The following is a 26,187-nucleotide window of genomic DNA, read 5'->3' as shown; positions in this document are numbered from 1 at the left end:
TATGAAATTATTAATTCTTGGCAACCATACCTGCGGCAACCGTGGCGACAGCGCCATCCTGCGCGGTTTACTGGATGCAATTAACACCCTTAAGCCTGAGACCGAAGTGGACGTGATGAGCCGTTATCCGGTCAGCTCATCCTGGTTACTGAACCGCCCGGTAATGGGCGACCCGCTCTACAGCCAGATGAAACAGCATAACAACGCCGCAGGCGTGATGGGGCGGGTGAAGAAAGTCCTGCGTCGTCGCTACCAGCACCAGGTGCTGCTTTCCCGCGTGACGGATACCGGCAAGCTGCGCAACATTGCGATTGCGCAGGGCTTTACCGATTTCGTGCGGCTGCTGTCCGGCTACGACGCGATTATTCAGGTTGGCGGTTCGTTCTTCGTCGATCTCTACGGCGTACCGCAGTTTGAACATGCGCTCTGCACGTTTATGGCCAAAAAGCCGTTGTTTATGATTGGCCACAGCGTCGGACCTTTCCAGGATCCGCAGTTCAACCAGCTGGCGAACTATGTCTTTGGGCACTGCGACGCGCTGATCCTGCGTGAGTCGGTGAGTCTGGATATGATGAAGCGCAGCGAAATTGACACGTCTAAAGTAGAACACGGCGTGGACACCGCCTGGCTGGTGGATCATCAGGACGACAGCTTCCAGGCAAGCTACGCGGTACAGCACTGGCTGGACGTGGCGGCAAAACAAAAAACGGTCGCCATCACGCTGCGTGAACTGGCTCCCTTTGATAAACGCCTAGGCACCACCCAGGCGGCGTATGAGAAAGCCTTTGCCGACGTGGTAAACCGCGTGCTGGACAGCGGCTATCAGGTACTGGCGCTTTCCACCTGTACCGGCATCGACAGCTACAACAAAGATGACCGCATGGTGGCGCTGAACCTGCGCAACCTGGTTAACGATCCGTCCCGTTATCACGTTGTGATGGATGAGCTGAACGACCTTGAAATGGGCAAGCTGCTCGGCGCCTGTGACCTGACCGTCGGCACCCGCCTGCATTCGGCCATTATCTCCATGAACTTCGGTACGCCGGCCATCGCCATTAACTACGAACACAAATCCGCCGGGATTATGCAGCAGCTTGGCATGCCGGAAATGGCCGTGGATATCCGTCATCTGCTGGATGGTTCGCTTGGTGCGATGGTGGGGGACACGCTGGGTCAACTGCCCGCCATCAACGAACGGCTGGCCGTGGCGGTGAAAGCCGAGCGCGAGAAGGGCATTGGCATGGTGAAATCGGTACTCGACCGCGTACGGGAGGGGAAATGAAGGTTGGTTTCTTCTTACTGAAATTTCCGCTGTCGTCCGAGACCTTTGTGCTGAACCAAATTACCGCGTTTATCGATATGGGATATGACGTGGAGATTATCGCCCTGCAAAAGGGCGATACCCAAAACACCCATGCGGCCTATACCCAGTATGGGCTGGAGGCGAAAACCCGCTGGCTGCAGGATGAGCCTTCCGGGAAGTTGAGCAAGCTGCGCCACCGGGCCAGCCAGACCTTACGCGGGATCCATCGGCCGCAGACCTGGCGGGCGCTGAATGTTTCCCGCTATGGGTCCGAATCTCGCAATCTGATCCTGTCGGCCATCTGCGGGCAAACGGCGCAGCCGTATCGTGCCGATGTGTTTATCGCCCACTTCGGCCCGGCGGGTGTCACTGCCGCGAAGCTGCGCGAACTGGGGGTAATAGACGGCAAGATTGCGACTATTTTCCACGGAATCGACATCTCAAGCCGTGAAGTGTTGAACCACTATACGCCAGAGTATCAGCAGCTTTTCCGCCGCGGTGACATGATGCTGCCCATCAGCGACCTGTGGGCCGGACGCCTGAAAAGTATGGGCTGCCCGGGTGAGAAGATTGCCGTTTCGCGCATGGGCGTCGATTTAACGCGCTTTACGCGTCGTCCGGTGAAGGTGCCGGGAAAACCGCTACAGATCATCTCTGTGGCACGTCTGACCGAAAAGAAAGGTCTGCATGTGGCCATTGAGGCCTGCCGTCAGCTAAAAGCGCGCGGGGTGGCGTTCCACTATCGCATTCTCGGCATTGGGCCGTGGGAACGTCGTCTGCGCACGCTTATCGAACAGTATCAGCTGGACGATGTCGTGGAGATGCCGGGCTTTAAGCCGAGCCATGAAGTTAAGGCCATGCTCGATGAGGCGGACGTGTTCCTGCTGCCCTCCGTGACGGGCGCCGATGGTGACATGGAAGGCATTCCGGTGGCGCTGATGGAGGCGATGGCCGTGGGTATTCCGGTGGTATCGACCCTGCACAGCGGGATCCCGGAGCTGATTAAATCTGACCATTCCGGCTGGCTGGTGCCGGAGAATAACGCGATGGCCCTTGCTGACCGGTTAGCGGCCTTCAGCGACATCGACCAGCAGGCGCTGGAGCCCGTGCTTCACAATGCCAGACAAAAAGTAGAAACCGATTTTAACCAGCAGGTGATTAATCGCCAGTTAGCGAGCCTGCTGCAAACGCTGTAACGCCGAGGTTGTATGCTGAAAAAGATTACCCGACGCACTTTTGTCTCTTCTCTGTCCGTTCTGGCGGCCACGCCGCTGCTGTCGTCCCGCCTCGCGCGGGCGGCAGGCGGAAAGACGGTCTCTGTTAATCAGTACAATAACAACGACTGGATCGCTGCCTTTAAGCAGGCGTTTAAAGAAGGTGACATCGTCGTTGTCCCGGCGGGACTCACCTGCGAGAACATCAATACGGGCATTTTCATTCCTGACGGTAAAACGCTGCTGATCCGCGGGGCGTTAACCGGCAACGGGCGCGGCCGCTTTGTTCTGCAGGAAGGCTGCAAGGTCATTGGCGAAGGGGCAGGGCGCACGGAGAACATTACGCTCGACGTTCGTGGCTCAGATTGTGTGATTAAAGGGCTGGCAATGAGTGGGTTTGGCCCGGTAACGCAGATCTACATTGGCGGTAAGAAACCCAAAGTGATGCGCAATTTGCTGATTGATAATATCAGCGTGAGCCAGGCTAACTACGCTATCCTGCGTCAGGGTTTTCATAACCAGATCGATGGGGCCCGTATTACCAACAGCAAATTCAGCCACCTGCAGGGCGATGCGATTGAGTGGAATGTGGCGATCAATGACCGCAATATCCTGATCTCCGATCACGTCATCGACAACATCAACTGCACCAACGGCAAGATCAACTGGGGTATCGGTATTGGCCTCGCCGGGAGCACCTACGACAACGACTATCCTGAAAAACAGACCGTTAAGAACTTCGTGGTGGCCAACATTACCGGCAGCAACTGTCGCCAGCTGGTGCATGTTGAAAACGGTAAACACTTTGTTATCCGCAATATAAAGGCCAAAAATATTACCCCCGACTTCAGTAAAAAGGCGGGAATAGATAACGCCACTGTAGCTATTTATGGCTGTGATAATTTCATTATTGATAATGTCGATATGGTCAATAGTGCCGGAATGCTAATTGGCTATGGGGTCATTAAAGGCGATTATTTGTCCATTCCCCAGAACTTCAAGCTAAACAATATTCATCTGGATAATCGCCAGCTTGCGTATAAGCTGCGCGGAATCCAAATATCATCCGGCAATGCCACCTCCTTTGTGGCGATCACCAACGTCGAGATGAAGCGCGCGACGCTTGAGCTGCACAATAAGCCGCAGCATCTTTTCTTACGTAATATCAACGTGATGCAGGAGGCTGCTATCGGTCCTGCGCTGAAGATAAACTTTGACTTACGTAAGGATGTGCGGGGCAAATTTATGGCCAAAGATGAGACCCTGCTGTCACTGGCGAACATAAAAGCGGTGAATGAGAAGGGGCAGAGCTCGGTGGATATTGACCGGGTGGACCAGCAGGTGGTGAATGTGGAAAGGCTGAACTTTGCACTTCCGCGCAAATAATCGACGATCGTCTGTTTTGAGACTATTCCTGGCACAAAAGCGCGATCGAATCAGATTACAACTACAGAAATTTGTGATGCTGAGGCGTAACATTACTTCAGGATTACGGCAAATCATGCTGGCGAAAACAGGTTTAAGAGCTATAATTCGTCAACCATTTTAAGGTGGAAGAAATAATGATTAATTTGAAAGCAGTCATTCCGGTAGCAGGCCTGGGCATGCATATGTTGCCAGCCACAAAAGCCATTCCTAAAGAAATGCTGCCGATCGTCGACAAACCGATGATTCAATACATTGTCGACGAGATTGTTGCTGCAGGGATCAAAGAAATCGTCCTGGTTACGCACTCGTCCAAGAATGCGGTTGAAAACCACTTCGACACCTCTTACGAACTCGAAGCGTTGCTTGAGCAGCGCGTCAAACGCCAGCTGCTGGCGGAAGTGCAATCTATTTGTCCACCTGGCGTGACCATCATGAACGTGCGCCAGGCGCAGCCGCTGGGGCTGGGCCACTCCATCCTGTGTGCCCGTCCGGTTGTCGGTGATAACCCGTTCATCGTTGTTCTTCCGGACATCATCATTGATACCGCGTCTGCCGATCCGCTGCGCTACAACCTGGCGGCCATGGTGGCGCGTTTCAACGAAACCGGTCGCAGCCAGGTACTGGCAAAACGCATGAAGGGCGATCTCTCTGAGTACTCTGTGATTCAGACGAAAGAAGCGCTGGAGACGGAAGGGCAGGTGAGCCGCATCGTTGAGTTCATCGAAAAGCCGGATCAGCCGCAGACGCTGGACTCCGACCTGATGGCGGTGGGCCGTTATGTTCTGAATGCCGATATCTGGGCGGAACTGGAAAAAACCGAGCCAGGTGCCTGGGACCGTATTCAGCTGACTGACGCGATTGCTGAGCTGGCGAAGAAGCAGTCTGTGGATGCCATGCTGATGACGGGTGACAGCTATGACTGCGGTAAGAAAATGGGGTATATGCAGGCGTTTGTGAACTATGGGCTGCGTAACCTGAAGGAAGGGGCGAAGTTCAGAAGCCGGATTGAGAAGCTGCTGGCTAACGACTGATACGCATTTTATTGCGTGGGTCGAATATCGATGAACGACAGCAACCCCTCATATGGGCGGTATAGTCCTGGTGAGTGGGTGCTGTCGTTTTTTTTTATAAAAAATGATTCATTACAGACAGTTATAGTATGTCGTTTTGTTTCTTAACTTAACGATTTTTGCTTGTTTCTACTTTCAATTAGGACGACAATTGTCACCACATTTGCGATTGGTCCGGTAAGCGATCTTTCTGGTTTTGATCGTAAAGACTCACACGTCTTGATTATTCTCAGTGCACTGGTAGCTGTAAAGCCAGGGGCGGTAGCGTGGGAAAATGCCCTTGCGGGCCTGGGTTACAATCTCTTCAATTGTAGCAACCTATATGTTGATATTTTCTGGTGAAAAAACATGTTTGATAATAAAACGATTCTGGTAACTGGCGGCACGGGTTCTTTTGGCAATAAGTTTGTTCGCATGACGCTTGAAAAATATAATCCTAAGAAGATTATTATTTATTCACGTGATGAAATGAAACAGTGGGAAATGGCTAAACATTTCAAAGATGAAAGTCGTATCCGCTTCTTCATTGGTGATGTGCGTGACAAAGATCGTCTGTACCGTGCGCTGGATGGTGTTGATTTCGTGGTGCATGCTGCAGCTACTAAAATCGTACCTACCGCAGAATACAACCCATTCGAATGTGTAAAAACCAACATTAATGGCGCAATGAACGTCATCGATGCCTGTATTGATAAAGGTATTGAGCGCGTGGTTGCACTGTCTACCGACAAAGCAAGCAGCCCAGCAAACCTGTACGGTGCAACTAAGCTGGCCTCTGACAAACTATTTGTCGCCGGTAACTCTTATTCTGGCGCCACCAAAACCCGCTTTGCCGTCGTTCGTTACGGTAACGTGATGGGTTCCCGTGGTTCCGTTATTCCTTTCTTCCTGTCTATCAAAGACAAGGGTGAGCTGCCAATCACTGATGACCGCATGACACGCTTCATGATCACCCTGGAGCAGGGCGTTGAGCTGGTATGGCATGCCTTCAATGATATGGAAGGCGGCGAGATCTACGTTAAGAAAATCCCCTCAATGAAAGTGACTGATGTTGCAACAGCCGTTGCACCAGATGCTGCTCAGAAAGTGATTGGTATTCGTCCTGGTGAAAAACTGCATGAGCAAATGATTAGTGCTGAAGATGCGCACTACACCTATGAGTATCCTGAACACTTCAAAATTCTGCCTGCAATCCATAACTGGTGCGATTCTCCAGAACGTATTAAAGATGGCAAGCGCGTTCCTGAAGGCTTCGTTTACGAAAGTGATAGCAATGCAGAATGGATGAGCATTGAAGAGCTGCGTCAATGGATTGATGATAATCGTGAAAAAGTAGGCAATATCTGATGAAATTTATCCCCTATGGACGGCAGGATATCTCTGATGAAGATATCAATGCAGTTGTGGGCGTACTGAAGTCTGATTTCTTGACTCAGGGGCCATGTGTTCCACAGTTCGAGCAGGCCATCGCTGATTACGTCGGCGTTAAGCACGCCGTTGCGGTAAACAGTGCAACGTCTGCACTTCATATTGCATGCCTTGCACTGGGGCTGAAAAAAGGTGACTGGCTGTGGACATCGCCTAACACCTTCGTGGCTTCGGCGAACTGTGGGCTCTATTGCGATGCAAATGTAAGCTTTGTGGATATCGATCCGCAGACTTACAACATGAGCGTTGCAGCGCTGAAAACCAAACTCATTGCGGCGAGAGCTGAAGGCAAATTACCTAAAATCGTTGTGCCGGTAGCGTTTGCTGGACAGTCATGCGATATGGAAGCGATCCATCAGCTTTCGAAAGAGTATGGTTTTGCCATTATTGAAGATGCATCACATGCCATCGGCGGCAACTACCAGGGTGCCAAAATTGGCAATTCTCGTTTTGCTGATATCACTATTCTGAGCTTCCACCCGGTTAAGATCATCACCACGGCGGAAGGCGGTATGGCGCTGACGAACAATGACGCACTGGCTGAAAGCATGCAGCTTTTCCGCAGCCACGGTATTACGCGTGACGGCGATAAAATGACCAAAGCGTCTGAAGGTGGTTGGTACTACCAGCAGGTTGATCTTGGTTTGAACTACCGCATGACCGAACTGCAGGCTGCACTGGGGGTGACCCAACTTAAGCGTATCGATGGATTTGTAGCGCGCCGTCATGAACTCGCAAAACGTTACCATACTGCGTTTGATGGCATTCCCGTGATGACACCTCTGCAAGCTGAAAGTGGCTACAGTGCATTTCATCTTTACCCGTTAACGGTAAACGATCCTGCCATGCGTAAGCCATTATTCGATCACCTGCGTGAAAAAGGGATTGGTGTTAACGTGCACTACATTCCCGTTCACACTCAACCGTACTATGAGCAGTTAGGGCACAAAGCAGGGGATTACCCGGTAGCGGAGGATTACTACGCGCGTGCAATTAGCATTCCTATGTACTCCACGTTGACAGATGAAGAGCAGGATTACGTCATCGAATGCATCCGGGAGTTCTTTTAAATGAATGTGGCAATCATCCCTGCGCGTGGTGGCAGTAAACGTATTCCACGCAAAAACATTAAAGAATTTTGTGGGAAACCAATGATTGCCTGGTCTATTGAAGCCGCTCTGAAGAGCGGCGTCTTTGATCGAATCATTGTGTCAACAGATGATGAAGAGATTGCTGAGGTTGCGCGTGAGTATGGCGCGGAAGTGCCTTTTATGCGCCCAGCCGAGTTGTCGAATGACTATGCGGGTACGATCCCTGTTATTCATCATGCCGCTGACTGGCTTTTATCTCAAGGTGCTAAACCTAATTATGTTTGTTGTATATATGCAACCGCGCCTTTTATACAAGCCGAAGATTTAGAGAAAGGTTTAGATCTTATCAAGAAAAAGAATAGCGATTATTGTTTTTCTGTCACGAGCTTTCCTTACCCCATTCAGCGCGCGTTGAAAATCAACGATGATGACCAAATCAGCATGTTTGACCCGGAACAGTTTAACGTCCGATCTCAGGATTTAGTTGAGGCATGGCATGATGCAGGCCAATTCTACTGGGGAAACATTGATGCGTGGTTGTCGGAGAAAGCTGTTTTTAAATCACATGCAACTCCACTGGTTTTACCCAGAGAACGTGTACAGGACATTGATACGCTGGAAGACTGGCGTTTAGCCGAGCTGATGTTTAAGATTAACAGAGTCAAAGATGAAAATCGCTTTTAGGGTCGATGCCTCTCTTTCCATTGGCTCAGGACATGTTGTTCGTTGTCTTACCCTCGCGGATGCATTAAGGAAAAAAGGGGCACATTGTGTCTTCATCACCAAAGCACATCCCGGGAATCTAATAGAATTTATTAAATCACGATCGTTTGACGTGTTTATTCTTCCTACAGAACCTGATTCCAGTGGAGAATATATCCAAAATGAAAAATTTTGGCTAGGTGGAACGCAACGCGATGATGCAATCAAGTCCATCAACCTTTGTAATTCCAACAACTTTGCTCCGGATGCGTTGATAACGGATCATTATTCCTTGGATGAGTCGTGGGAAAGAATTTTCCAATCTCATTTCCCTGAAGCAAAAATCGTTGTAATTGATGATTTATGTAACAGAAAACATGAATGTTACTTTTTAATTGATTCGACGCTAGAAAGACAAAGCGCGGAGTATGAACCGTTTGTTTCACCAGAATGTATTTTATTAACAGGTACTGACTACGCGTTGCTTAGAGAAGATTTTGCTCAGCTGCGTGCTCTGGCAGTTGAAAAACGTAAAAATATTGCTTCGCCCCGTAAGGTATTAATTACTATGGGCGGCGTTGATATAAATAATATCACTGGCACGCTTCTTAAAAAGATATCTAATAGTATTGATACGCAAATAGATCTGATTACGGTTGTCCTGGGCGCAAGCTGTCCCCATAAAGATGAAATAAAACGTATCGCCAAAGAGTGTAAGTTTAATGTTGAGGTATTAATAAATATCAATAACATGCCTCAGGTAATGCTCGAAAATGATATCGCAATTGGAGCTTTAGGGAGTACGACTTGGGAAAGAGCTGTTTTAGGACTGCCTACAATCAACTTGGCCATTGCTGAAAATCAGTTAGTTATAGTTGATAAGCTCATCGATAAAGGCTTCATTGTATTCAGCGATACTAATTTTTCTGAAGAGGATTTAGCGGCCGCCTGGCGTAAGTTGCAGGATGAATATCAAGATCTGGTAGCCAGGTCTTTCGCGTTGTGCGACGGCGCAGGATTGCAACGCGTAGTTACGTCTTTATGTAAAATGTAGGTTAATATTTAAGGAAGAACTATGACTAATTCGAACGTTAAAAAATTAAATTTAGTTAATATTGTTCAGACCTCCAAAGATGTCCAGGAAAGCGTTCGTCTTATCAGGAATGAAGATCAGGTAAGAAAATGGATGTATACCGATCACGTCATTTCAACAGAAGAACATGACAATTGGCTCACACGATTGAATACGGATAATAGGAATATTGTTTTTGTGGTTATCGAAAACGAAGAGCCCGTAGGTGTTGTCAGCGTAAATGCCATTGATAATACGCATCAAAAAGCCGATTGGGCGTACTATCTTACTGCAACTGCGCGGTCCGGTGTTGGCGCAGTGCTTGAATTCTTTGTTATTGATTATGTTTTCAACGAACTCAAACTCAGGAAACTGAACTGTGAAGTTATTGAGCACAATGATGCTGTTGTTCGGTTACATGAGAAGTTTGGTTTTAAAAAAGAAGGTTTCAGAGAATCGAACATCTTAAAAAATGGCGAAAGGCTAGGTGTTCATTTTTTGGGGCTGACGAAAGAAGGATGGGAAGCTATCCGTCAGGGTTTGAAAGATAAGTATTCGAAGATCTTCTCCCAATATGAAGTTATTATCTGAACGTTTTAATTAAAATGTATTTTGAGGTAAAAAATGAGTAGCATTTCTATTGACGGCCGCCAGATTGGGAAAGATTTTCCACCGTATATTATTGCAGAACTTTCTGCGAACCATAATGGTGATATTAATCGCGCGTTTAAGATTATGGAAGAGGCAAAAGCTGCAGGTGCGGATGCGATAAAATTACAGACTTATCGCGCGGATACCATCACCATCGATTGTGATACTGAAGACTTTCAGATCCATGGTGGTTTATGGGATGGCCAAACGCTATTCAATTTGTATAAAGGTGCCCAAATGCCATGGGAATGGCATAAGCCCTTGTTTGAAAAGGCGAAAGAACTGGGGATAACCATTTTCAGTAGTCCTTTTGATTTTACCGCCGTCGATCTGCTCGAGGAACTGGGCGCTCCAGCATATAAAATAGCCTCCTTTGAAGCTATTGATATACCGCTGATTAAGTATGTCGCAAAGACTGGCAAGCCGATGATAATTTCAACCGGAATGGCCGATGAACAAGAAATCCTTGAAGCGATAACTGCCGCACGAGAAGGGGGCTGTAAAGAGCTCGTCGTTCTACAATGTGTTAGTGGTTATCCAGCTCCTGCGGAAGAATACAATCTTGCAACGATACCCGATATGGCAGAACGGTTTGGTGTTATAGCAGGCCTGTCCGATCACACTATAGATAACACGACTGCAGTAGCTTCAGTCGTACTTGGTGCATGTGTGGTTGAAAAGCATGTCACGCTCGATCGTAACGGCGGGGGACCTGATGATAGTTTTTCATTAGAACCTGCGGAATTAACTGCGTTGTGCCGAGATGCAAAAACAGCCTGGAAAGCGCTGGGACGCGTTAACTATGAACGTAAAGAGAGTGAAAAAGGAAATGTTAAGTTCCGTCGTTCACTTTATGTAGTGAAGGATGTAAAAAAAGGTGAAAAACTGACCAGTGAAAATGTTAAGAGCATTCGTCCTGGGTTTGGTTTAGCGCCAAAGCACTATGAAGAGGTCCTTGGAAAGGTTGCAGGTCAAGATCTTAAAAAAGGGACACCTCTTCAATTCAAATTTATTGAAAATTAGAATCTTTTTTATGAGAGCTATTTTTAATAAGCTTTTCCCCCTCTCTTTAAGAGGGGGGGCATTAGCCAGTAAGTTTATCCTCATAATATTTATTAGCCATTATTATGACTTGTCGAACTTAGGTGAATATGCCTTAGTGGTTGCTGGGGTTAGCTATGTAGGCTATTTATTGGGATTTGATTTTTATACCTATTCTTCACGAAAAATAATTGGCGCGCCAGAAATAAAACAAGCTTCATACCTAAAAAACCAGTTCTCTCTTTATTTTTTACACTATTTCTTATTGATCTCTTGCTTATTGATGGCTCTTGTTATTTCTCCACCATGGATAAATTTAGCTATCGTGTTCGTCGCACTAATTATCCTTGAGCATTGCTCGCAAGAAGTCATGCGACTACTGGTAATATATGAGCATCCATTAAGCGCAAACATCCAGTTCTTTATTCGCAATGGTCTTTGGGTATATATTTATATACTTTTTGTTATCATCAATGGTCATATTGATTTTGATTACATCTGGTGTTTTTGGATTTCAGCAGAAATTGTAAGTTTATTTTTTATTAGCATAATTTTAAAGAAAATACCATTGCCATTGATACTCAAATCCGAAATTAATTGGAAGTGGATTATTGAAGGCATGAAAGTATGCTTACCATTGCTAATTTCCACGCTTTCGTTACGAGGTATATTCACAGCTGACAGATATATTCTTGGTATATACGATAGCAAAGAGATAGTTGGGATATATTCCTATTTTTCCAGTTTTTCTTCATCAATAATGGCATTCGTTGATGCTGGCGTTGTAATGCTCTTCTATCCGAGATTAGTAAAATATGCTAAAGACGGAAACAAAGATAGGTTTACTAGTACGAAGAGTAAATTCCTTAAATATCTGATTTTAACTAGTGTCATTATATCATTTATTCTAATTTTGTGTGTGCCGTTACTTTCTGAGCTTTCTGGAAAAAAAGATTTTTTAAATTCTTTACCTTTATTTTATGTGCTCTTATCGGGTTCAATAATTTATTGTATATCTCTAGTGTATCATTTTGAGTTATATGCAAAAAACAATGATAAGGCCATAATCACATCTAGTGTGGTTGCATTTTGTATTTCAGTGATTTTAATGTTTATTTTGGGTTCTCTTTATTCATCGCTTGGGATAGCTATAAGTCAACTTATAGGCATAATAATACTATTCCTGGCAAAATTTAAATTTTGCAAGACAGGGTAAAATGACCAATTTAATATTTATTTCTGGAGTGCTGAATGAAAGTCATTTGGTATACGTTTCCTCTTATATCCATAAGTTAAAAACGGAGCATGCTGCAGATTTCAAACTATGCTACGAAAATAACAAAAGATTCTTATCAAGTAGTAAAATTGATCCAGCTGTAATTGAAAAATGGTTAGGAAAGGTTGAGTTTGTTGAACAGGGTGAAATTGTACGTGCCGGTTCTTACAAAAAAATCGTTCATATATTCATCGGTTCCGTAGGTATTAAACCAGCTATTTTAATGCGGTTACGCAATATTACCTCATCTATCTCTAATGTTGTTATTGATGAAGGGATCGGTTCGGTGAATGGCGTTGATGCCATGGCAAAAGTCTATATGCGTGAGCGAAGCCCTAATCTGATGAAAGCCTATCTATACGCATGTATCTACAAATTCGTTAAAAGAGGGTTTCTTGCTAACGAAATATGGAAACTGTTTTATGGTCAAGAGCCAAATAAACATATTATTAACTTTATCAAAGATCACTGCGAGCCGAAAGAGATGGCTACAAGTGGATATTTCCTTTTGTTAACGCAGCCTTGGGTTAAACTTGGTGTTCTAAATAATAAAGAATACGAGGGTTTTCTAACGCAACTAATAAATGTTTTGAATGCATTAGGGGCTAAATTAATAGTAAAAGCACATCCTTCAGAAGATTTGCATTTCTATAAAAATATGGGAGTCAAAGTATTTGACACATTGACACCGGTAGAACTTTGTTTTGACGAGCGCAATTGCCGCGCCGTACTTGGCTTCAACAGCACATCTCTTATTTTACTAAATATAATTTATCGAGTTCCAACATTCAGACTACGATTTGACAAACTAGATACTAAAGTCAGCTGTTCAGCTATGCAGGAGTCGTTATTCGAAAAGTATTCAAGTCCTCGCATGAGTTTGACCGAGATTCTAAATGTTTTGTAAGTGAGCGCTAATATGCCCATTTTTATTGTTTTTATTTTTTCATTTCTAATTTGGTGTTTAAATGTTATTGGTATTGAATCATGGTTTTTGAATATTACATTCATAATTTCATGGTTTTTGATAATCTCATTATATATAAGAAGTAAAAAAGAAGAGTCAGTGCTTAATATCATAATGATATACAGCATGAGTGTAGGGATTATATGTTGCGCGATTGTTGAAAGTGGTGCGTATCTCTCTGAAATTAGAATGTTTGGGAAGTTAAGTGGAGCAACAGTTCGAGTTGGCTTTACAGCGTTAGCTTTCTTATTAAGTGCGATCTTGTTTACAGGAGCACTTAATAAAATACTCCAGCCTACATACACAATGGATAGAGTAGTAAATAAAACGCTAAATTCCGCCATTCAAATTATAATGATTGGTTCTTTTATAGGTCTTGCATTTTTATATTTAAGATATGGAACTCCAAACTCGAATGGCATTGATCGTTTTGAATATTGGGATACGGTAGCCCCATCCTGGGGGCGATATCTGCAATTTATGTTGCTCCAGTTTTCTTTTCTCTTAGGTATTAAATATACGGAAACAAAACATAAAAAATACCTGACATTACTTATCGCCTCGATATTTATGCAATTCATTGGAGGTGAAAAATTTACGGGGCCTTCGTTATCAATATTATTTTTTATGATACCTATAATGTATTATTCCAGAAATGATTTGATCACAATGTTATTTAAGCCAAAGATTTTTATCTTTGTATTAATGGTCTTAATTATCTTTATTCTCTCTACATATCTAAGTTATGCCGCAATCTATGGTAATCCTACCGATGGGATACGCTATTTACTTGAAAGGATAGCATTACAAGCACAGGTTTGGTGGGCAATCGATTCGGTAACAGACACGGTAAACCCTGACCTAAGTTTAATGTGGATATTACGCAACGCTTTTGGCGTGGGTAGTAATGACAATATTTATGGTATGTATTATCTTATGCAACAAATTACGCCACCTGACGTATTTAGTAGATTTTTAGAGAATGGTGTAAGATTTACAATGGGTGCCCCTGCAAACTATAACTTTTTCTTTGGTAGCGCATTAGGACCGATCGTAGCGATTATTTTCGGCTTTGTCGCCGGTTTTGGCTCATGGTTGATGAGAAATGCAATAATGATGAAAGACCTTTTCTTCGCTTTTATTGTGATTAAGTATTATTATTTCATCATTCAAATAAGTATTATGTCAGATTGGTATTATTTCTTCACTGCAAAATTTACTGTCTTTACTATATTCATAATTTTCTACTGTTTTGTAATCCAAAGGGTTAATTGCAAGAAATGGATAACTATATAAAATTTTCAATTATTGTTCCTATTTATAATGTTGAGTTGTTTTTAGAAGAATGCCTTGATTCCATAAAAAAAATAATGACAGATCAATGCGAATGTATATTGGTGAATGATGGTTCTACTGACAATTCAAGAGACATAGCCGAACATTTTTGCTGGACGAATCCTGGTTTCCAATGTCTCAATAAGGAAAATGGTGGGCTTTCTGACGCAAGAAATTATGGTCTACAGCATGCCATAGGGGAATATGTTATTTTTGTAGACTCCGACGATGTAGTCAGTCCAGTTTTAATTGAAGCACTTAGTAATGCCTTGAAATTTAATAATTCAGATGTTGTATATTTCAATTTCATAAAGTTTTTTAATAGCAATGCTATGAAAGAACTCGCTCAATGTGTCGAGAATGTTACAATTGAGTACGCTGGTCGTGAAAAGTTGGCTCGGATGCCTAATTTTGCGTGGGCGCGAGTGGCTAAACGAAAAATTTATGATAACAATAGATTTCCGATTGGTGTCATATATGAAGATGTATATACGTCTCCATACATCACACAACATGCAAGTGTCGTTGCTTTTATTGACTCTCCTTTGTATGGCTATCGGAAAAGATCCGGTTCCATTACAACTATATCTGCAGAAAAACAATTCGAATTATTTGAAGCTGTGAGTTTATTGAGAGGAAGGTATGAACGAGGTGAAATTGATTTTATCTTCTACTCTACTGCATTCGTAAATTTATCTCAGTCATGTGTTGTAAGCCTGGTTCGTATTGATAACTCTCTTAAACGGGCAAAATACAGAAGGGTGATTAATCAAGAGTTTAATAAATTAACTCTTTGGGAAATTATAAAAAGTTTTTCCAACTTTAAGTTTAAAATATTATCTATTGCATCAAAATATTCGATTGGTTTATATGCTATTGAAAAAATATTGAGGCCAGTTGTTTTATTTTCTGATAAAAGGAATCACTGATGCCTCTTAAAATATTTACAGTTAGTCACAAAGTATATACATTCCCTCCACATAATGCTTATACACCATTGCAAGTGGGAACATCTCCGGAATCTATTGCTGAAAAATCGTTGAGAGACTCTACCGGAGACAACATCGCCCATCTGAATCCATCCTTTTGTGAACTCACCGCAGCCTATTGGATTTGGAAAAACGTTCAGGAAGAGGTTGTTGGCCTTGCACACTATCGTCGCTATTTTGCCTCCTCCACGAGCAACCTAACGGTAAAGGGCAAGCGTATTGCGTCTCCAGAAGAGATGGCGGATATGCTCAAAAGTGCTGATATTCTGGTAGCAAAACCACGCAACTATTTCATCACCAGTATTAAAAGCCATTATATCCACGCTCACCATGAGTCCGACTATACTCAACTGCGTCACGAAATTGTTTTGCAGCAGCCTGATTATGTCTCCGATTTTGACCATGTTATGGGCGGAACCAAAATCAGCCTTTACAACATGTTCGTCTGTAAAAAATCATTGATTGACGAGTATTTTGCCTGGCTCTTCCCGCTGCTGTTCGCGCTGGAACAAAAAATAGATTACCAAAATTATGATGCGTACCAAAAACGCGTATTTGGCTTTATGGCAGAAAGACTTTTCAACGTATGGCTTCATCATCAGCGCGATCGGCTGACCATAAAATATATGCCGGTGGTCAATATTGATGGTGAGAACTTGTTTTTGAAAGGTTTTGGATTATTAAAACGACATTTTTGGGGAACAAAATGACAGTCGCTATTGTTGGTGCAGGTATCTCTGGGGCCGTTATCGCGAGGCTGTTAGCTGAGCAAGGAATATCATCAGTTGTTTTTGATAAACGCTCACATATCGCCGGTAACTGCCATTCTGAACGTGATCCACAGACAAATGTAATGTTACATGTTTACGGCCCCCATATCTTCCATACGGATGATAAAGAAGTCTGGGATTTCGTAAATAATTATTCAGAATTTATGCCTTACACCAACCGTGTAAAGGCTGTGTACAAAGGCAACGTTTATCTGCTGCCTGTTAATCTGCACACCATTAACCAGTTCTTCAATAAAACGCTGCGTCCGGATGAAGCTCGCGCCTTCATCGAATCTAAAGCAGATAAATCTATCGTCGACCCGCAGAATTTCGAAGAACAGGCAATCAGTATGATTGGCCGAGAGCTTTATGAAGCATTCTTCCGGGGTTATACGCGTAAGCAGTGGGGCGTTGAACCGACTGAATTGCCGGCAAGCATTCTGAAACGCCTCCCATTGCGTTTTAACTACAATGATAACTACTTCAACCACAAATATCAGGGTATGCCTAAAGAAGGCTATACCGATATGGTCGCAAAAATTCTCGACCATGAACTGATCGAGGTGAGAACCGATACTGAGTTTTCTGCGGATGAAGGCGACGCCTACCAGCACGTATTTTGGTCTGGTGCGCTTGATGGATACTTTAACTTTAGCGAAGGGCGTCTTGGCTATCGTACCCTGGATTTCGAAAAATTCTCTGCTGAAGGCGACTATCAAGGGACCGCGGTTATCAACTACTGTGAAGAAGACGTTCCTTATACACGTATCACCGAGCATAAGCATTTTTCTCCGTGGGAATCTCATGAAAATACCACGTGCTACCGTGAGTTCAGCCGTTTATGCACTGAAAACGACGTTCCTTATTATCCAATACGTATGGTAAAGGAAAAAGAGTTGCTCAACCGTTACCTGGATAAAGCTCAGGCGCTAAGCAATACTACGTTTGTTGGACGCCTGGGCACATATCGCTATCTGGATATGGATGTGACTATTCGTGAAGCCATTGACGTTGCCAAAAAATATCTCGAATGCCAAAGAAATCAGGAGCCAATGCCTGTATTTAATATTAATCCTCGTTAATCTCAGGTGTTGTCATGGATACGGATAATTTTTTGAATAAATATAACCCGTTGCTATGTAAGGTTTTTTTGGCAGCCTCGGATTTTATTTTTTTTAATATCTCTCTCGCGCTTTCCATCGGCTGTGTGTACTGGATCTTTAACGATCTGTATCGGTTTATTCCGGACAATCAGCTGGAGATGCGTATCATCTCCCACGTCGTTCTAAGCGTGATCTGCGTGGGATGGTTCTGGGTTCGGTTGCGGCACTATTCTTATCGCAAACCATTTTGGTTCGAATTAAAAGAAATCATCCGCACAATCGTTATTTTTGCCGTCTTTGATCTGGCCCTGGTGGCCTTTTCTAAATGGCAATTTTCCCGATATGTGTGGGTTTTTTGCTGGACCTTTGCGTTAATCTTGCTGCCATTCTTCAGAGCAATGACCAAACACCTTCTGAATCGTCTTGGTATCTGGAAGAAAAAAACCGTCATTATTGGAAGCGGAAATAATGCTGTAGAGGCTTATTTCGCTTTGCAGAGCGAAGAAATGCTAGGTTTTGATGTCGTTGCATTTTTCGACGAGGAATCAACAGAACCGATGCTGCAGGGATTGCCCGTTCTGCGCGACCCTAATATTCTTTGGGAGATGAAGAAAACCGGTGATATCCATTTCATCGTTGCCTTTGAAATGGAAAACAGCGATAAAACGATGAACTGGCTGCGAGAACTGTCTAAGAAGGATTGCCGATCGGTGACGGTCATTCCTTCTCTGCGCGGACTGCCGCTATATAATACCGATATGTCATTCATCTTCAGCCATGAAGTGATGCTGTTACGGATCCATAATAATCTGGCAAAACGAACCTCTCGCTTCCTGAAGCGCACGTTCGATATCGTTTGTTCCTCACTGATCATCTTTATCTCGTCGCCACTGCTTATTTACCTTTGGTACAAGGTCACTCGCGACGGTGGACCGGCAATCTATGGGCATATGCGCGTCGGTAGGCATGGCAAACTATTTCCATGCTACAAATTCCGTTCGATGGTGATGAACTCCCAGGAAGTCCTGCAAAAACTTCTCGATTCAGATCCTGCCGCTCGTGAAGAGTGGGATCGTGATTTTAAGTTAAAGAATGATCCTCGAATCACTTCCGTTGGACGCTTTATCCGGAAAACAAGCCTGGATGAACTGCCTCAGTTATTCAATGTTCTTAAAGGACAAATGAGCCTGGTGGGTCCACGTCCCATTATCTCGGAAGAGCTGCCACGCTATGATGATAATGTCGACTATTACCTGATGGCGAAGCCCGGTATGACGGGGTTGTGGCAGGTAAGTGGTCGTAACGATGTAGATTACGATACGCGCGTCTACTTTGATTCCTGGTACGTCAAAAACTGGTCGCTTTGGAATGATATCGCAATTTTGTTCAAAACAGTGAAAGTCGTTCTTCATCGTGATGGTGCATATTAATGCACCAATAATAGGGTTTTATACCCATTAAGTTCATTCTTAAGAAGACATCTATTGCTACCTTCTGGCCTCTAACCTGAGTTAACATGTTCTTCACTTTACCCGCCGGCTCTGTTACGGCGGGGTATCCACACCTGACAGGAGTATGTAATGTCCAAGCAACAGATCGGCGTTGTCGGTATGGCAGTGATGGGGCGCAACCTGGCGCTCAACATCGAAAGCCGTGGTTATACCGTCTCCGTTTTCAACCGCTCCCGTGAAAAAACTGAAGAAGTGATTGCCGAAAACCCAGGCAAGAAACTGGTTCCTTTCTATACGGTTAAAGAGTTCGTTGAGTCCCTGGAAACGCCTCGTCGTATCCTGTTAATGGTGAAAGCGGGCGCAGGTACCGATGCTGCGATCGACTCTCTGAAACCTTATCTGGATAAAGGCGACATCATCATTGATGGCGGTAATACCTTCTTCCAGGACACCATCCGTCGTAACCGTGAACTCTCTGCTGAAGGCTTTAACTTCATCGGTACCGGTGTATCTGGTGGTGAAGAGGGAGCCCTGAAAGGCCCATCTATCATGCCTGGCGGTCAGAAAGAAGCCTACGAACTGGTTGCACCGATCCTGACCAAAATTGCTGCCGTCGCTGAAGACGGTGAGCCATGCGTTACCTACATCGGTGCCGACGGCGCAGGTCATTATGTGAAGATGGTTCACAACGGCATCGAATACGGTGATATGCAGCTGATTGCAGAAGCCTATTCTCTGCTGAAAGGCGGTCTGAACCTCTCCAACGAAGAACTTGCTGAGACCTTTAGCGAGTGGAACAAAGGCGAGCTGAACAGCTACCTGATCGACATCACCAAAGATATCTTCACGAAGAAAGATGAAGAGGGTAAATATCTGGTCGATGTCATTCTGGATGAAGCCGCGAACAAAGGCACCGGTAAATGGACCAGCCAAAGCTCTCTGGATTTGGGCGAGCCGCTGTCTCTGATCACCGAATCTGTCTTCGCGCGTTATATCTCTTCCCTGAAAGAGCAGCGCGTTGCAGCATCCAAAGTGCTTTCTGGTCCACAGGCTAAGCCAGCCGGTGACAAAGCGGAATTCGTTGAGAAAGTTCGTCGCGCTCTGTACCTGGGTAAAATCGTTTCCTACGCGCAGGGCTTCTCACAGTTGCGTGCAGCGTCTGACGAAAACAACTGGGATCTGAACTACGGCGAAATCGCGAAGATCTTCCGTGCGGGCTGCATCATTCGTGCGCAGTTCCTGCAGAAAATCACCGATGCCTATGCGGAAAACGCGGGTATCGCTAACCTTTTGCTTGCACCGTACTTCAAGAAAATTGCCGATGAGTATCAGCAGGCACTGCGTGATGTGGTTGCTTACGCTGTACAGAACGGTATTCCGGTTCCGACCTTCTCCGCTGCCGTGGCGTACTATGACAGTTACCGTGCTGCTGTTCTGCCTGCCAACCTGATTCAGGCACAGCGTGACTACTTCGGCGCGCACACCTATAAACGCACCGATAAAGAAGGTGTGTTCCATACCGAATGGCTAGATTAATCTGATTTAATTTTAAGTCATTCCATCAAGCCCGGTAGCGATACCGGGCTTTTTTATCCCGCCTTATCCACTTACTTTTTGACGGAATAGCTTACGTGAAAATTCTTGTTACTGGCGGGGCCGGCTTTATCGGTTCCGCGGTGATCCGACACATTATTAGCAATACTCAAGATAGCGTTGTTAACGTTGATAAATTGACCTATGCCGGTAACCTGGAATCCTTGCGTGAAGTCAGCGATAGCGAGCGTTACGTATTCGAGCATGCTGATATCTGTGACAAAGCGGCCATGGAACATATTTTTGCTGTCCACCAGCCGGATGCAGTAATGCATCTGGCGGCGGAAAGTCATGTCGATCGTTCTATTACCGGACCGGCGGCGTTTATTGAAACCAATATTGTCGGAACCTATGTCCTGCTGGAAACCTGCCGCGCTTACTGGTCCTCATTGGTTGATACCGCGAAAGCCGCGTTTCGTTTTCACCATATTTCGACGGATGAAGTTTATGGTGATTTGCCTCATCCTGATGAGCAAGAAGGCTCCGCACCGTTACCACTGTTTACTGAAACAACGGCATATGCACCGAGTAGCCCATATTCAGCCTCAAAAGCGTCCAGCGATCACTTAGTTAGGGCATGGATCCGCACCTACGGCCTTCCGGCAATAGTCACTAACTGTTCCAATAACTATGGACCTTTCCACTTCCCTGAAAAACTTATCCCGCTTGTCATTCTTAATGCCATTGAGAACAAGCCCTTACCGATTTACGGGAAGGGCGATCAAATTCGCGACTGGCTGTACGTGGAAGATCACGCCCGCGCGCTTTATACCGTTCTGACAACAGGCAAACCCGGCGAAACGTATAATATCGGTGGTCACAACGAGAAGAAAAATATTGAGGTTGTACACACCATTTGCGACTTGCTGGATGAAATCCTTCCGAAGGAAAAATCATATCGCGAACAGATAACCTATGTCACAGATCGTCCCGGCCACGACCGCCGTTATGCTATCGATGCGCATAAAATTAGTCGTGAACTGGGCTGGACGCCCCAGGAAACCTTTGAGAGCGGTATACGTAAAACGGTTGAGTGGTATTTAAACAATTCAGAATGGGTTTCTAATGTTAAAAGTGGTGCCTATAAAAGCTGGATTGAACAGAATTATGGGGAGCGCAACTAATGGCGAAGCGTAAAGGTATTATCTTAGCGGGTGGATCGGGCACCCGTCTTTATCCCGTAACGATGGCGGTGAGTAAGCAACTATTGCCTATTTACGACAAGCCAATGATCTACTATCCGCTTTCGACGCTGATGCTTGCTGGTATCAGAGATATTCTTATCATCAGTACACCGCAGGATACCCCTCGTTTTGAACAGCTTCTGGGTGATGGCAGTCAGTGGGGGCTGCGCCTCCAATATAAGATACAGCCGAGCCCCGACGGTTTAGCCCAGGCGTTTATTCTTGGTGAAGAGTTTATCGGCACGGACAACTGTGCACTCGTTTTAGGGGATAACATTTTCTATGGCCACGATCTTCCTCGACTGCTTGAGGAGGCTGCCAGCCAGGAAGAGGGGGCGACCGTATTTGCCTATCATGTCAGCGATCCGGAACGTTACGGCGTGGTTGAATTCGACAAAGACGGGACGGCGATCGGTCTTGAAGAAAAACCTGAGCAACCGAAAAGTAACTATGCCATCACGGGTCTCTACTTTTACGATAATGATGTCATCGAGATGGCGAAGAGCTTAAGCCCTTCAGCGCGGGGCGAACTGGAAATAACCGATATCAACCGGCTTTATATGCAGCAGGGAAGATTATCCGTTGCGATGATGCGACGCGGTTATGCATGGCTGGATACGGGAACGCACCAGAGCATGATTGAGGCAAGTAACTTCATTGCCACTATTGAAGAGCGCCAGGGGTTGAAAGTGTCTTGTCCCGAAGAGATTGCATTTCGCAGAGGCTTTATCGATGCGGAACAACTTTGTGCACTTGCAGAGCCCTTGAAAAAGACCGGCTATGGGCAATACCTGCTAAATCTGACTAAGGGATTAGTCTGATTTGAACCTGCTTGTGATAACGTCTGCGGCATCGTGAAAAAGCGCAATGTTGCTGGAAGAAAGGCGCTTTGAGCGCTGTTCAGGCAACCCTCAGTCAGGGCGAAGTGCGTTTATCCGCCGAGGGATAACCTTGACAGTGAAATAGCGTTAGCGATAAAAAACCACCAGTTAATCATTGTGGTGACTGTTTGAATGTCATCAGAAACTCATACTGAAGAAGCCAAACGAATGAAAATAACCATTTCCGGAACAGGCTATGTTGGCCTTTCAAACGGTATCCTGATTGCGCAGAACCATGAAGTGGTCGCGCTGGATATTGTACAGGCCAAAGTGGATATGCTTAACCAAAAGAAATCTCCGATCGTCGACAAAGAGATCCAGGATTATCTTTCAAATAAGCCGCTGAATTTCCGCGCGACGACGGATAAAGAAGACGCCTATCGCGATGCGGATTACGTCATCATCGCGACGCCAACGGACTATGATCCAAAAACCAACTACTTCAACACCTCTACGGTGGAAGCGGTGATCAAAGACGTTATCGAGATTAATCCAAAGGCGGTGATGGTTATTAAATCGACTATTCCGGTAGGTTTCACCAGGTCTGTTAAAGAGAAGTTTGGTATTGATAATATCTTCTTCTCGCCAGAGTTCCTGCGTGAGGGAAGGGCGCTGTACGATAACCTGCATCCTTCTCGTATCGTTATTGGTGAGCGTTCAGAACGTGCCGAGCGTTTTGCCGCACTGCTTCAGGAAGGCGCTGTTAAGAAAGATATCGCGGTACTGTTTACCGACTCTACGGAAGCCGAAGCCATCAAGCTGTTCGCCAATACCTACCTTGCCATGCGTGTGGCCTACTTTAACGAGCTGGACAGCTATGCAGAAAGCCTCGGCCTGAACACCCGTCAGATCATTGAAGGTGTTTGCCTGGATCCGCGGATCGGTAACCACTACAACAACCCGTCATTTGGCTATGGTGGTTATTGCCTGCCAAAAGACACCAAGCAGCTGCTGGCCAACTATCAGGCTGTACCGAACAACCTGATTTCGGCGATCGTTGACGCTAACCGCACCCGTAAAGATTTCATCTCAGATTCCATCCTTGCGCGTCAGCCTAAAGTCGTCGGCGTGTATCGACTGATCATGAAGAGCGGTTCAGATAACTTCCGTGCCTCTTCCATTCAGGGCATCATGAAGCGCATTAAGGCGAAAGGCGTACAGGTCATTATTTATGAACCAGCTATGCAGGAAGATGAGTTCTTCCACTCCCGCGTGGTTCGCGATCTGGATGCGTTCAAGCAGGAAGCGGACGTGATCATCTCTAACCGCATGGCGGAAGAGCTGGCGGACGTAGCGGATAAAGTCTATACCCGCGATCTATTCGGAAGCGATTGATTACTCTTAACGCACGTAAAAAACCCGGCCATGTTGCCGGGTTTTTTATTTTCAGACCTTGTAGAAAGCGCGATACCAGTCGACAAAGTTCTTCACCCCGTCTTTGACCGACGTCTGCGGTTTAAAGCCAATAACGTCATACAACGCTTTCGTATCCGCGCTGGTCTCCAGCACGTCACCCGGTTGAATCGGCATCATGTTTTTCTCTGCTTCTTTGCCGAGAGCTTCTTCTAGCGCCGTAATGTAATCCATAAGCTCGACCGGAGAGCTGTTACCAATGTTGTAAACGCGATAAGGCGCGGAGCTGGTCGCTGGGGAACCGGTCTCGACGGTCCAGTCTGCATCGGCCTGAGGAATGACATCCTGCAGACGAATAATGGCTTCGGCGATGTCGTCGATGTAAGTGAAGTCGCGCTTCATCTTGCCGTAGTTGTAAACGTCGATGCTTTTGCCTTCAATCATCGCTTTGGTGAATTTAAACAGCGCCATATCCGGACGCCCCCATGGACCATACACGGTAAAGAAACGCAGGCCGGTGGTCGGGAGGTTGTACAGATGGGAATAGGTATGCGACATCAGCTCGTTGGCTTTTTTGGTTGCGGCATAGAGTGATACCGGGTGATCTACCGAGTCGTCAGTAGAGAAGGGCATCTTACGGTTGAGGCCATAAACCGAACTGGATGACGCATACAGCAGATGCTGAACCTTGTTATGACGACAACCTTCCAGTACGTTGAGGTGACCCACCAGGTTGGCGTCTGCATAGGCGTGTGGGTTTTCAAGCGAGTAGCGAACCCCTGCCTGTGCAGCCAGATGGATCACGCGATCAAATTTCTCGCTGGCAAACAGCGCCGCCATCCCTTCTCGATCGGCTAACTCAAGCTTGTGGAAGGTGAAATTCGCGGATTTGAGCAAGTCCAGACGTGCCAGCTTGAGGTTCACATCATAGTAGTCATTGAGATTATCAATCCCGACGACCTGGTGTCCGGCATCCAGCAAGCGTTTACTGACATGTGAACCGATAAAACCTGCCGCGCCCGTAACCAAAAATTTCATATCTTCCCTCATTACTTTTCTATCTTGTCGATGCCTGAAGCATCAGAATTGCTATATGATAGCGCGTTGACCGCGAGTTATATAACCCATCTTTCCGATATAACTCATCGGATTCTGATAGAAAAATCGCTGGCAACAGATACACTATGTAAACATGATTATTTTTGCCCTTTTTCATCTGTTAGGGATTGTATGACGCAGAACAACAATACTCCGGTTAACAGCAGTAATGGTCCGGAGCAAATTGATTTACTTGATTTAGTGCTACAGCTATGGCGTGGAAAGTGGGTAATTGGCGCTTTTGTTGCTGTTTTTATCGTCCTGGCGGGTATTTATATCACTGTCGTAAAAGAGAAATGGACCTCTTCCGCGATCATTTCTCAGCCAGATGCGGCGCAGATTGCCACGTACGCCAATGCACTGAATATCCTGTACGGTAGCGCAGCACCTTCACTGCCGGACATCCAAAACCGTGCGATTAGCCGTTTCAATTCCTCATTTTCTGCTTTAGCGCAAGCGCTCGAAAACCAGGAAATACCAGAAAAGCTGACCATCGATGCTACCGTTAAGGGCCAGTCGCTGCCGTTAAGCGTCTCCTATACCGGTGAGTCTGCGGAGGCTGCGCAAAAACAGCTGGCGCAGTACATTCAGCAGGTCGACGAGCAAACGGCGAAGGAGCTCGCTCTCGACCTTAAAGACAACATTAAACAACAGATCACCACGCTAAATGACTCTCTGGAAAACCAGGAGAAGGTTGCTCAGGAGCAGAAAGATCTGCGTATACAACAGATCACTGAGGCGCTTAAAAATGCTGATGCAGCGAAAATTACCACTCCGCAGATCCAGCAAACCCAGGACGTGACTCAGGAAACCATGTTCTTATTGGGAAGCGAAGCGCTGAAATCGATGATTGATAACGAAGCGTCTCGCCCGCTGGTCTTCTCCGCAGCTTACTATCAGACGAAACAAAACTTACTGGATATTGAGAAGTTGAACGTGAAGCCGGATACCATCCACGTCTATCGTTACGTCATGAAGCCGGATCTCCCTGTCCGTCGTGATAGCCCGAAAAAGGCGATCACCTTAATTCTGGCGGTTCTGCTGGGCGGGATTATTGGTTCTGGTGTGGTACTGGGCCGCAATGCACTGCGTAACTACAAACCCAAATCCTGAACCACATTGGATATAAAAAAACCGGGGAAATTCCCCGGTTTTTTATTTGTGGCGCTTACGAAGATTCTCGATCA

General features: G+C 45.6%; 23 protein-coding genes. 22 read left to right on the top strand and 1 reads right to left on the bottom strand.

What is annotated here, in order from left to right; translation table 11 throughout:
• Nucleotide 1 precedes the first annotated feature (1 nt).
• From wcaK to ugd, 21 genes are all read left to right on the top strand, one after another.
• On the top strand, nucleotides 2-1,282 hold the full coding sequence (gene wcaK / locus L977_RS10080; RefSeq protein WP_023330878.1) for a colanic acid biosynthesis pyruvyl transferase WcaK: 1,281 nt from the start codon (nucleotides 2-4) through the stop codon (nucleotides 1,280-1,282).
• Nucleotides 1,279-2,499 (top strand): colanic acid biosynthesis glycosyltransferase WcaL, encoded by a 1,221-nt coding sequence (gene wcaL, locus L977_RS10075; RefSeq protein WP_023330877.1) that lies wholly within the window; start codon nucleotides 1,279-1,281, stop codon nucleotides 2,497-2,499. The genes wcaK and wcaL overlap by 4 nt, the downstream gene beginning before the upstream one ends.
• Nucleotides 2,500-2,511: 12 nt before the next feature.
• Nucleotides 2,512-3,903, top strand: a complete 1,392-nt coding sequence (gene wcaM, locus L977_RS10070) for a colanic acid biosynthesis protein WcaM (protein WP_047625691.1) — start codon at nucleotides 2,512-2,514, stop codon at nucleotides 3,901-3,903.
• Nucleotides 3,904-4,079: 176 nt separating this feature from the next.
• Nucleotides 4,080-4,976: a GalU regulator GalF gene (gene galF, locus L977_RS10065; RefSeq protein ID WP_032636058.1), complete on the top strand. Its 897-nt coding sequence runs from the start codon at nucleotides 4,080-4,082 to the stop codon at nucleotides 4,974-4,976.
• A 387-nt stretch (nucleotides 4,977-5,363) separates the two neighbouring features.
• A complete protein-coding gene (gene pseB / locus L977_RS10060) occupies nucleotides 5,364-6,362 on the top strand; it encodes a UDP-N-acetylglucosamine 4,6-dehydratase (inverting) (RefSeq protein ID WP_047625690.1) in 999 nt (332 codons plus the stop codon).
• Nucleotides 6,362-7,513, top strand: coding sequence for a UDP-4-amino-4,6-dideoxy-N-acetyl-beta-L-altrosamine transaminase (pseC, locus tag L977_RS10055; protein ID WP_047625689.1), 1,152 nt, complete (start codon nucleotides 6,362-6,364; stop codon nucleotides 7,511-7,513). Before pseB ends, pseC begins: the two co-directional genes overlap by 1 nt.
• On the top strand, nucleotides 7,514-8,218 hold the full coding sequence (gene pseF, locus L977_RS10050) for a pseudaminic acid cytidylyltransferase (protein ID WP_047625688.1): 705 nt from the start codon (nucleotides 7,514-7,516) through the stop codon (nucleotides 8,216-8,218). It abuts the gene before it with no gap.
• On the top strand, nucleotides 8,202-9,290 hold the full coding sequence (gene pseG / locus L977_RS10045) for a UDP-2,4-diacetamido-2,4,6-trideoxy-beta-L-altropyranose hydrolase (RefSeq protein ID WP_047625687.1): 1,089 nt from the start codon (nucleotides 8,202-8,204) through the stop codon (nucleotides 9,288-9,290). The genes pseF and pseG overlap by 17 nt, the downstream gene beginning before the upstream one ends.
• A gap of 21 nt (nucleotides 9,291-9,311) precedes the next feature.
• Nucleotides 9,312-9,899, top strand: coding sequence for a UDP-4-amino-4,6-dideoxy-N-acetyl-beta-L-altrosamine N-acetyltransferase (gene pseH, locus L977_RS10040; protein ID WP_047625686.1), 588 nt, complete (start codon nucleotides 9,312-9,314; stop codon nucleotides 9,897-9,899).
• A gap of 33 nt (nucleotides 9,900-9,932) precedes the next feature.
• Complete coding sequence (gene pseI / locus L977_RS10035; RefSeq protein WP_047625685.1) at nucleotides 9,933-10,982, top strand: pseudaminic acid synthase; 1,050 nt, start codon at nucleotides 9,933-9,935, stop codon at nucleotides 10,980-10,982.
• Nucleotides 10,983-10,992: 10 nt separating this feature from the next.
• Nucleotides 10,993-12,216, top strand: coding sequence for a lipopolysaccharide biosynthesis protein (locus L977_RS10030; RefSeq protein ID WP_156118165.1), 1,224 nt, complete (start codon nucleotides 10,993-10,995; stop codon nucleotides 12,214-12,216).
• A gap of 1 nt (nucleotide 12,217) precedes the next feature.
• On the top strand, nucleotides 12,218-13,183 hold the full coding sequence (locus L977_RS10025; protein ID WP_047625683.1) for a polysialyltransferase family glycosyltransferase: 966 nt from the start codon (nucleotides 12,218-12,220) through the stop codon (nucleotides 13,181-13,183).
• Nucleotides 13,184-13,369: 186 nt separating this feature from the next.
• Entirely contained in the window at nucleotides 13,370-14,539 is a 1,170-nt protein-coding gene (locus L977_RS10020) for a DUF6418 domain-containing protein (RefSeq protein WP_127341162.1), read from the top strand.
• The gene (locus L977_RS10015; protein ID WP_052192618.1) at nucleotides 14,524-15,507 is read left to right on the top strand and encodes a glycosyltransferase family 2 protein; all 984 of its coding nucleotides are present in this window, start codon (nucleotides 14,524-14,526) and stop codon (nucleotides 15,505-15,507) included. Before L977_RS10020 ends, L977_RS10015 begins: the two co-directional genes overlap by 16 nt.
• Nucleotides 15,507-16,277 (top strand): DUF4422 domain-containing protein, encoded by a 771-nt coding sequence (locus L977_RS10010; RefSeq protein ID WP_047625681.1) that lies wholly within the window; start codon nucleotides 15,507-15,509, stop codon nucleotides 16,275-16,277. The genes L977_RS10015 and L977_RS10010 overlap by 1 nt, the downstream gene beginning before the upstream one ends.
• Nucleotides 16,274-17,419: a UDP-galactopyranose mutase gene (glf, locus tag L977_RS10005; RefSeq protein WP_047625680.1), complete on the top strand. Its 1,146-nt coding sequence runs from the start codon at nucleotides 16,274-16,276 to the stop codon at nucleotides 17,417-17,419. Before L977_RS10010 ends, glf begins: the two co-directional genes overlap by 4 nt.
• 14 nt (nucleotides 17,420-17,433) lie before the next feature.
• Nucleotides 17,434-18,870: an undecaprenyl-phosphate galactose phosphotransferase gene (locus L977_RS10000; RefSeq protein ID WP_047625679.1), complete on the top strand. Its 1,437-nt coding sequence runs from the start codon at nucleotides 17,434-17,436 to the stop codon at nucleotides 18,868-18,870.
• A gap of 150 nt (nucleotides 18,871-19,020) precedes the next feature.
• Complete coding sequence (gene gndA, locus L977_RS09995) at nucleotides 19,021-20,427, top strand: NADP-dependent phosphogluconate dehydrogenase (RefSeq protein ID WP_047625678.1); 1,407 nt, start codon at nucleotides 19,021-19,023, stop codon at nucleotides 20,425-20,427.
• Nucleotides 20,428-20,522: 95 nt separating this feature from the next.
• The gene (gene rfbB / locus L977_RS09990) at nucleotides 20,523-21,608 is read left to right on the top strand and encodes a dTDP-glucose 4,6-dehydratase (protein WP_047625677.1); all 1,086 of its coding nucleotides are present in this window, start codon (nucleotides 20,523-20,525) and stop codon (nucleotides 21,606-21,608) included.
• Nucleotides 21,608-22,489 carry a glucose-1-phosphate thymidylyltransferase RfbA gene (gene rfbA, locus L977_RS09985; protein WP_047625676.1) on the top strand — a complete coding sequence of 294 codons (882 nt, stop codon included), beginning with the start codon at nucleotides 21,608-21,610 and terminating at the stop codon, nucleotides 22,487-22,489. The genes rfbB and rfbA overlap by 1 nt, the downstream gene beginning before the upstream one ends.
• Before the next feature lie 228 nt (nucleotides 22,490-22,717).
• A complete protein-coding gene (gene ugd / locus L977_RS09980; protein ID WP_047625675.1) occupies nucleotides 22,718-23,884 on the top strand; it encodes a UDP-glucose 6-dehydrogenase in 1,167 nt (388 codons plus the stop codon).
• 51 nt (nucleotides 23,885-23,935) lie between these two features.
• Here ugd and L977_RS09975 read toward each other — a convergent pair whose 3' ends face one another.
• Nucleotides 23,936-24,940, bottom strand: coding sequence for an NAD-dependent epimerase (locus L977_RS09975; RefSeq protein WP_047625674.1), 1,005 nt, complete (start codon nucleotides 24,938-24,940; stop codon nucleotides 23,936-23,938).
• A gap of 192 nt (nucleotides 24,941-25,132) precedes the next feature.
• Here L977_RS09975 and wzzB point away from each other — a divergent pair, with 192 nt between their 5' ends.
• Complete coding sequence (gene wzzB / locus L977_RS09970; protein ID WP_047625673.1) at nucleotides 25,133-26,113, top strand: LPS O-antigen chain length determinant protein WzzB; 981 nt, start codon at nucleotides 25,133-25,135, stop codon at nucleotides 26,111-26,113.
• Nucleotides 26,114-26,187 lie beyond the last annotated feature (74 nt).

The organism is Enterobacter sp. ZOR0014 (assembly GCF_000798855.1).
Taxonomy (GTDB): Bacteria; Pseudomonadota; Gammaproteobacteria; order Enterobacterales; family Enterobacteriaceae; genus Enterobacter; species Enterobacter kobei.
Note: the sequence above shows the minus strand (reverse complement) of the source record. Positions and strands in the feature narration are given on the sequence as shown.

Bases quoted from the DNA above. Each gene is read 5' to 3' on its own strand.
- wcaK (WP_023330878.1), top strand. From the start codon at position 2: ATGAAATTATTAATTCTTGGCAACCATACCTGCGGCAACCGTGGCGAC.
- wcaL (WP_023330877.1), top strand. From the start codon at position 1,279: ATGAAGGTTGGTTTCTTCTTACTGAAATTTCCGCTGTCGTCCGAGACC.
- wcaM (WP_047625691.1), top strand. From the start codon at position 2,512: ATGCTGAAAAAGATTACCCGACGCACTTTTGTCTCTTCTCTGTCCGTT.
- galF (WP_032636058.1), top strand. From the start codon at position 4,080: ATGATTAATTTGAAAGCAGTCATTCCGGTAGCAGGCCTGGGCATGCAT.
- pseB (WP_047625690.1), top strand. From the start codon at position 5,364: ATGTTTGATAATAAAACGATTCTGGTAACTGGCGGCACGGGTTCTTTT.
- pseC (WP_047625689.1), top strand. From the start codon at position 6,362: ATGAAATTTATCCCCTATGGACGGCAGGATATCTCTGATGAAGATATC.
- pseF (WP_047625688.1), top strand. From the start codon at position 7,514: ATGAATGTGGCAATCATCCCTGCGCGTGGTGGCAGTAAACGTATTCCA.
- pseG (WP_047625687.1), top strand. From the start codon at position 8,202: ATGAAAATCGCTTTTAGGGTCGATGCCTCTCTTTCCATTGGCTCAGGA.
- pseH (WP_047625686.1), top strand. From the start codon at position 9,312: ATGACTAATTCGAACGTTAAAAAATTAAATTTAGTTAATATTGTTCAG.
- pseI (WP_047625685.1), top strand. From the start codon at position 9,933: ATGAGTAGCATTTCTATTGACGGCCGCCAGATTGGGAAAGATTTTCCA.
- L977_RS10030 (WP_156118165.1), top strand. From the start codon at position 10,993: ATGAGAGCTATTTTTAATAAGCTTTTCCCCCTCTCTTTAAGAGGGGGG.
- L977_RS10025 (WP_047625683.1), top strand. From the start codon at position 12,218: ATGACCAATTTAATATTTATTTCTGGAGTGCTGAATGAAAGTCATTTG.
- L977_RS10020 (WP_127341162.1), top strand. From the start codon at position 13,370: ATGAGTGTAGGGATTATATGTTGCGCGATTGTTGAAAGTGGTGCGTAT.
- L977_RS10015 (WP_052192618.1), top strand. From the start codon at position 14,524: ATGGATAACTATATAAAATTTTCAATTATTGTTCCTATTTATAATGTT.
- L977_RS10010 (WP_047625681.1), top strand. From the start codon at position 15,507: ATGCCTCTTAAAATATTTACAGTTAGTCACAAAGTATATACATTCCCT.
- glf (WP_047625680.1), top strand. From the start codon at position 16,274: ATGACAGTCGCTATTGTTGGTGCAGGTATCTCTGGGGCCGTTATCGCG.
- L977_RS10000 (WP_047625679.1), top strand. From the start codon at position 17,434: ATGGATACGGATAATTTTTTGAATAAATATAACCCGTTGCTATGTAAG.
- gndA (WP_047625678.1), top strand. From the start codon at position 19,021: ATGTCCAAGCAACAGATCGGCGTTGTCGGTATGGCAGTGATGGGGCGC.
- rfbA (WP_047625676.1), top strand. From the start codon at position 21,608: ATGGCGAAGCGTAAAGGTATTATCTTAGCGGGTGGATCGGGCACCCGT.
- ugd (WP_047625675.1), top strand. From the start codon at position 22,718: ATGAAAATAACCATTTCCGGAACAGGCTATGTTGGCCTTTCAAACGGT.
- L977_RS09975 (WP_047625674.1), bottom strand. From the start codon at position 24,940: ATGAAATTTTTGGTTACGGGCGCGGCAGGTTTTATCGGTTCACATGTC.
- wzzB (WP_047625673.1), top strand. From the start codon at position 25,133: ATGACGCAGAACAACAATACTCCGGTTAACAGCAGTAATGGTCCGGAG.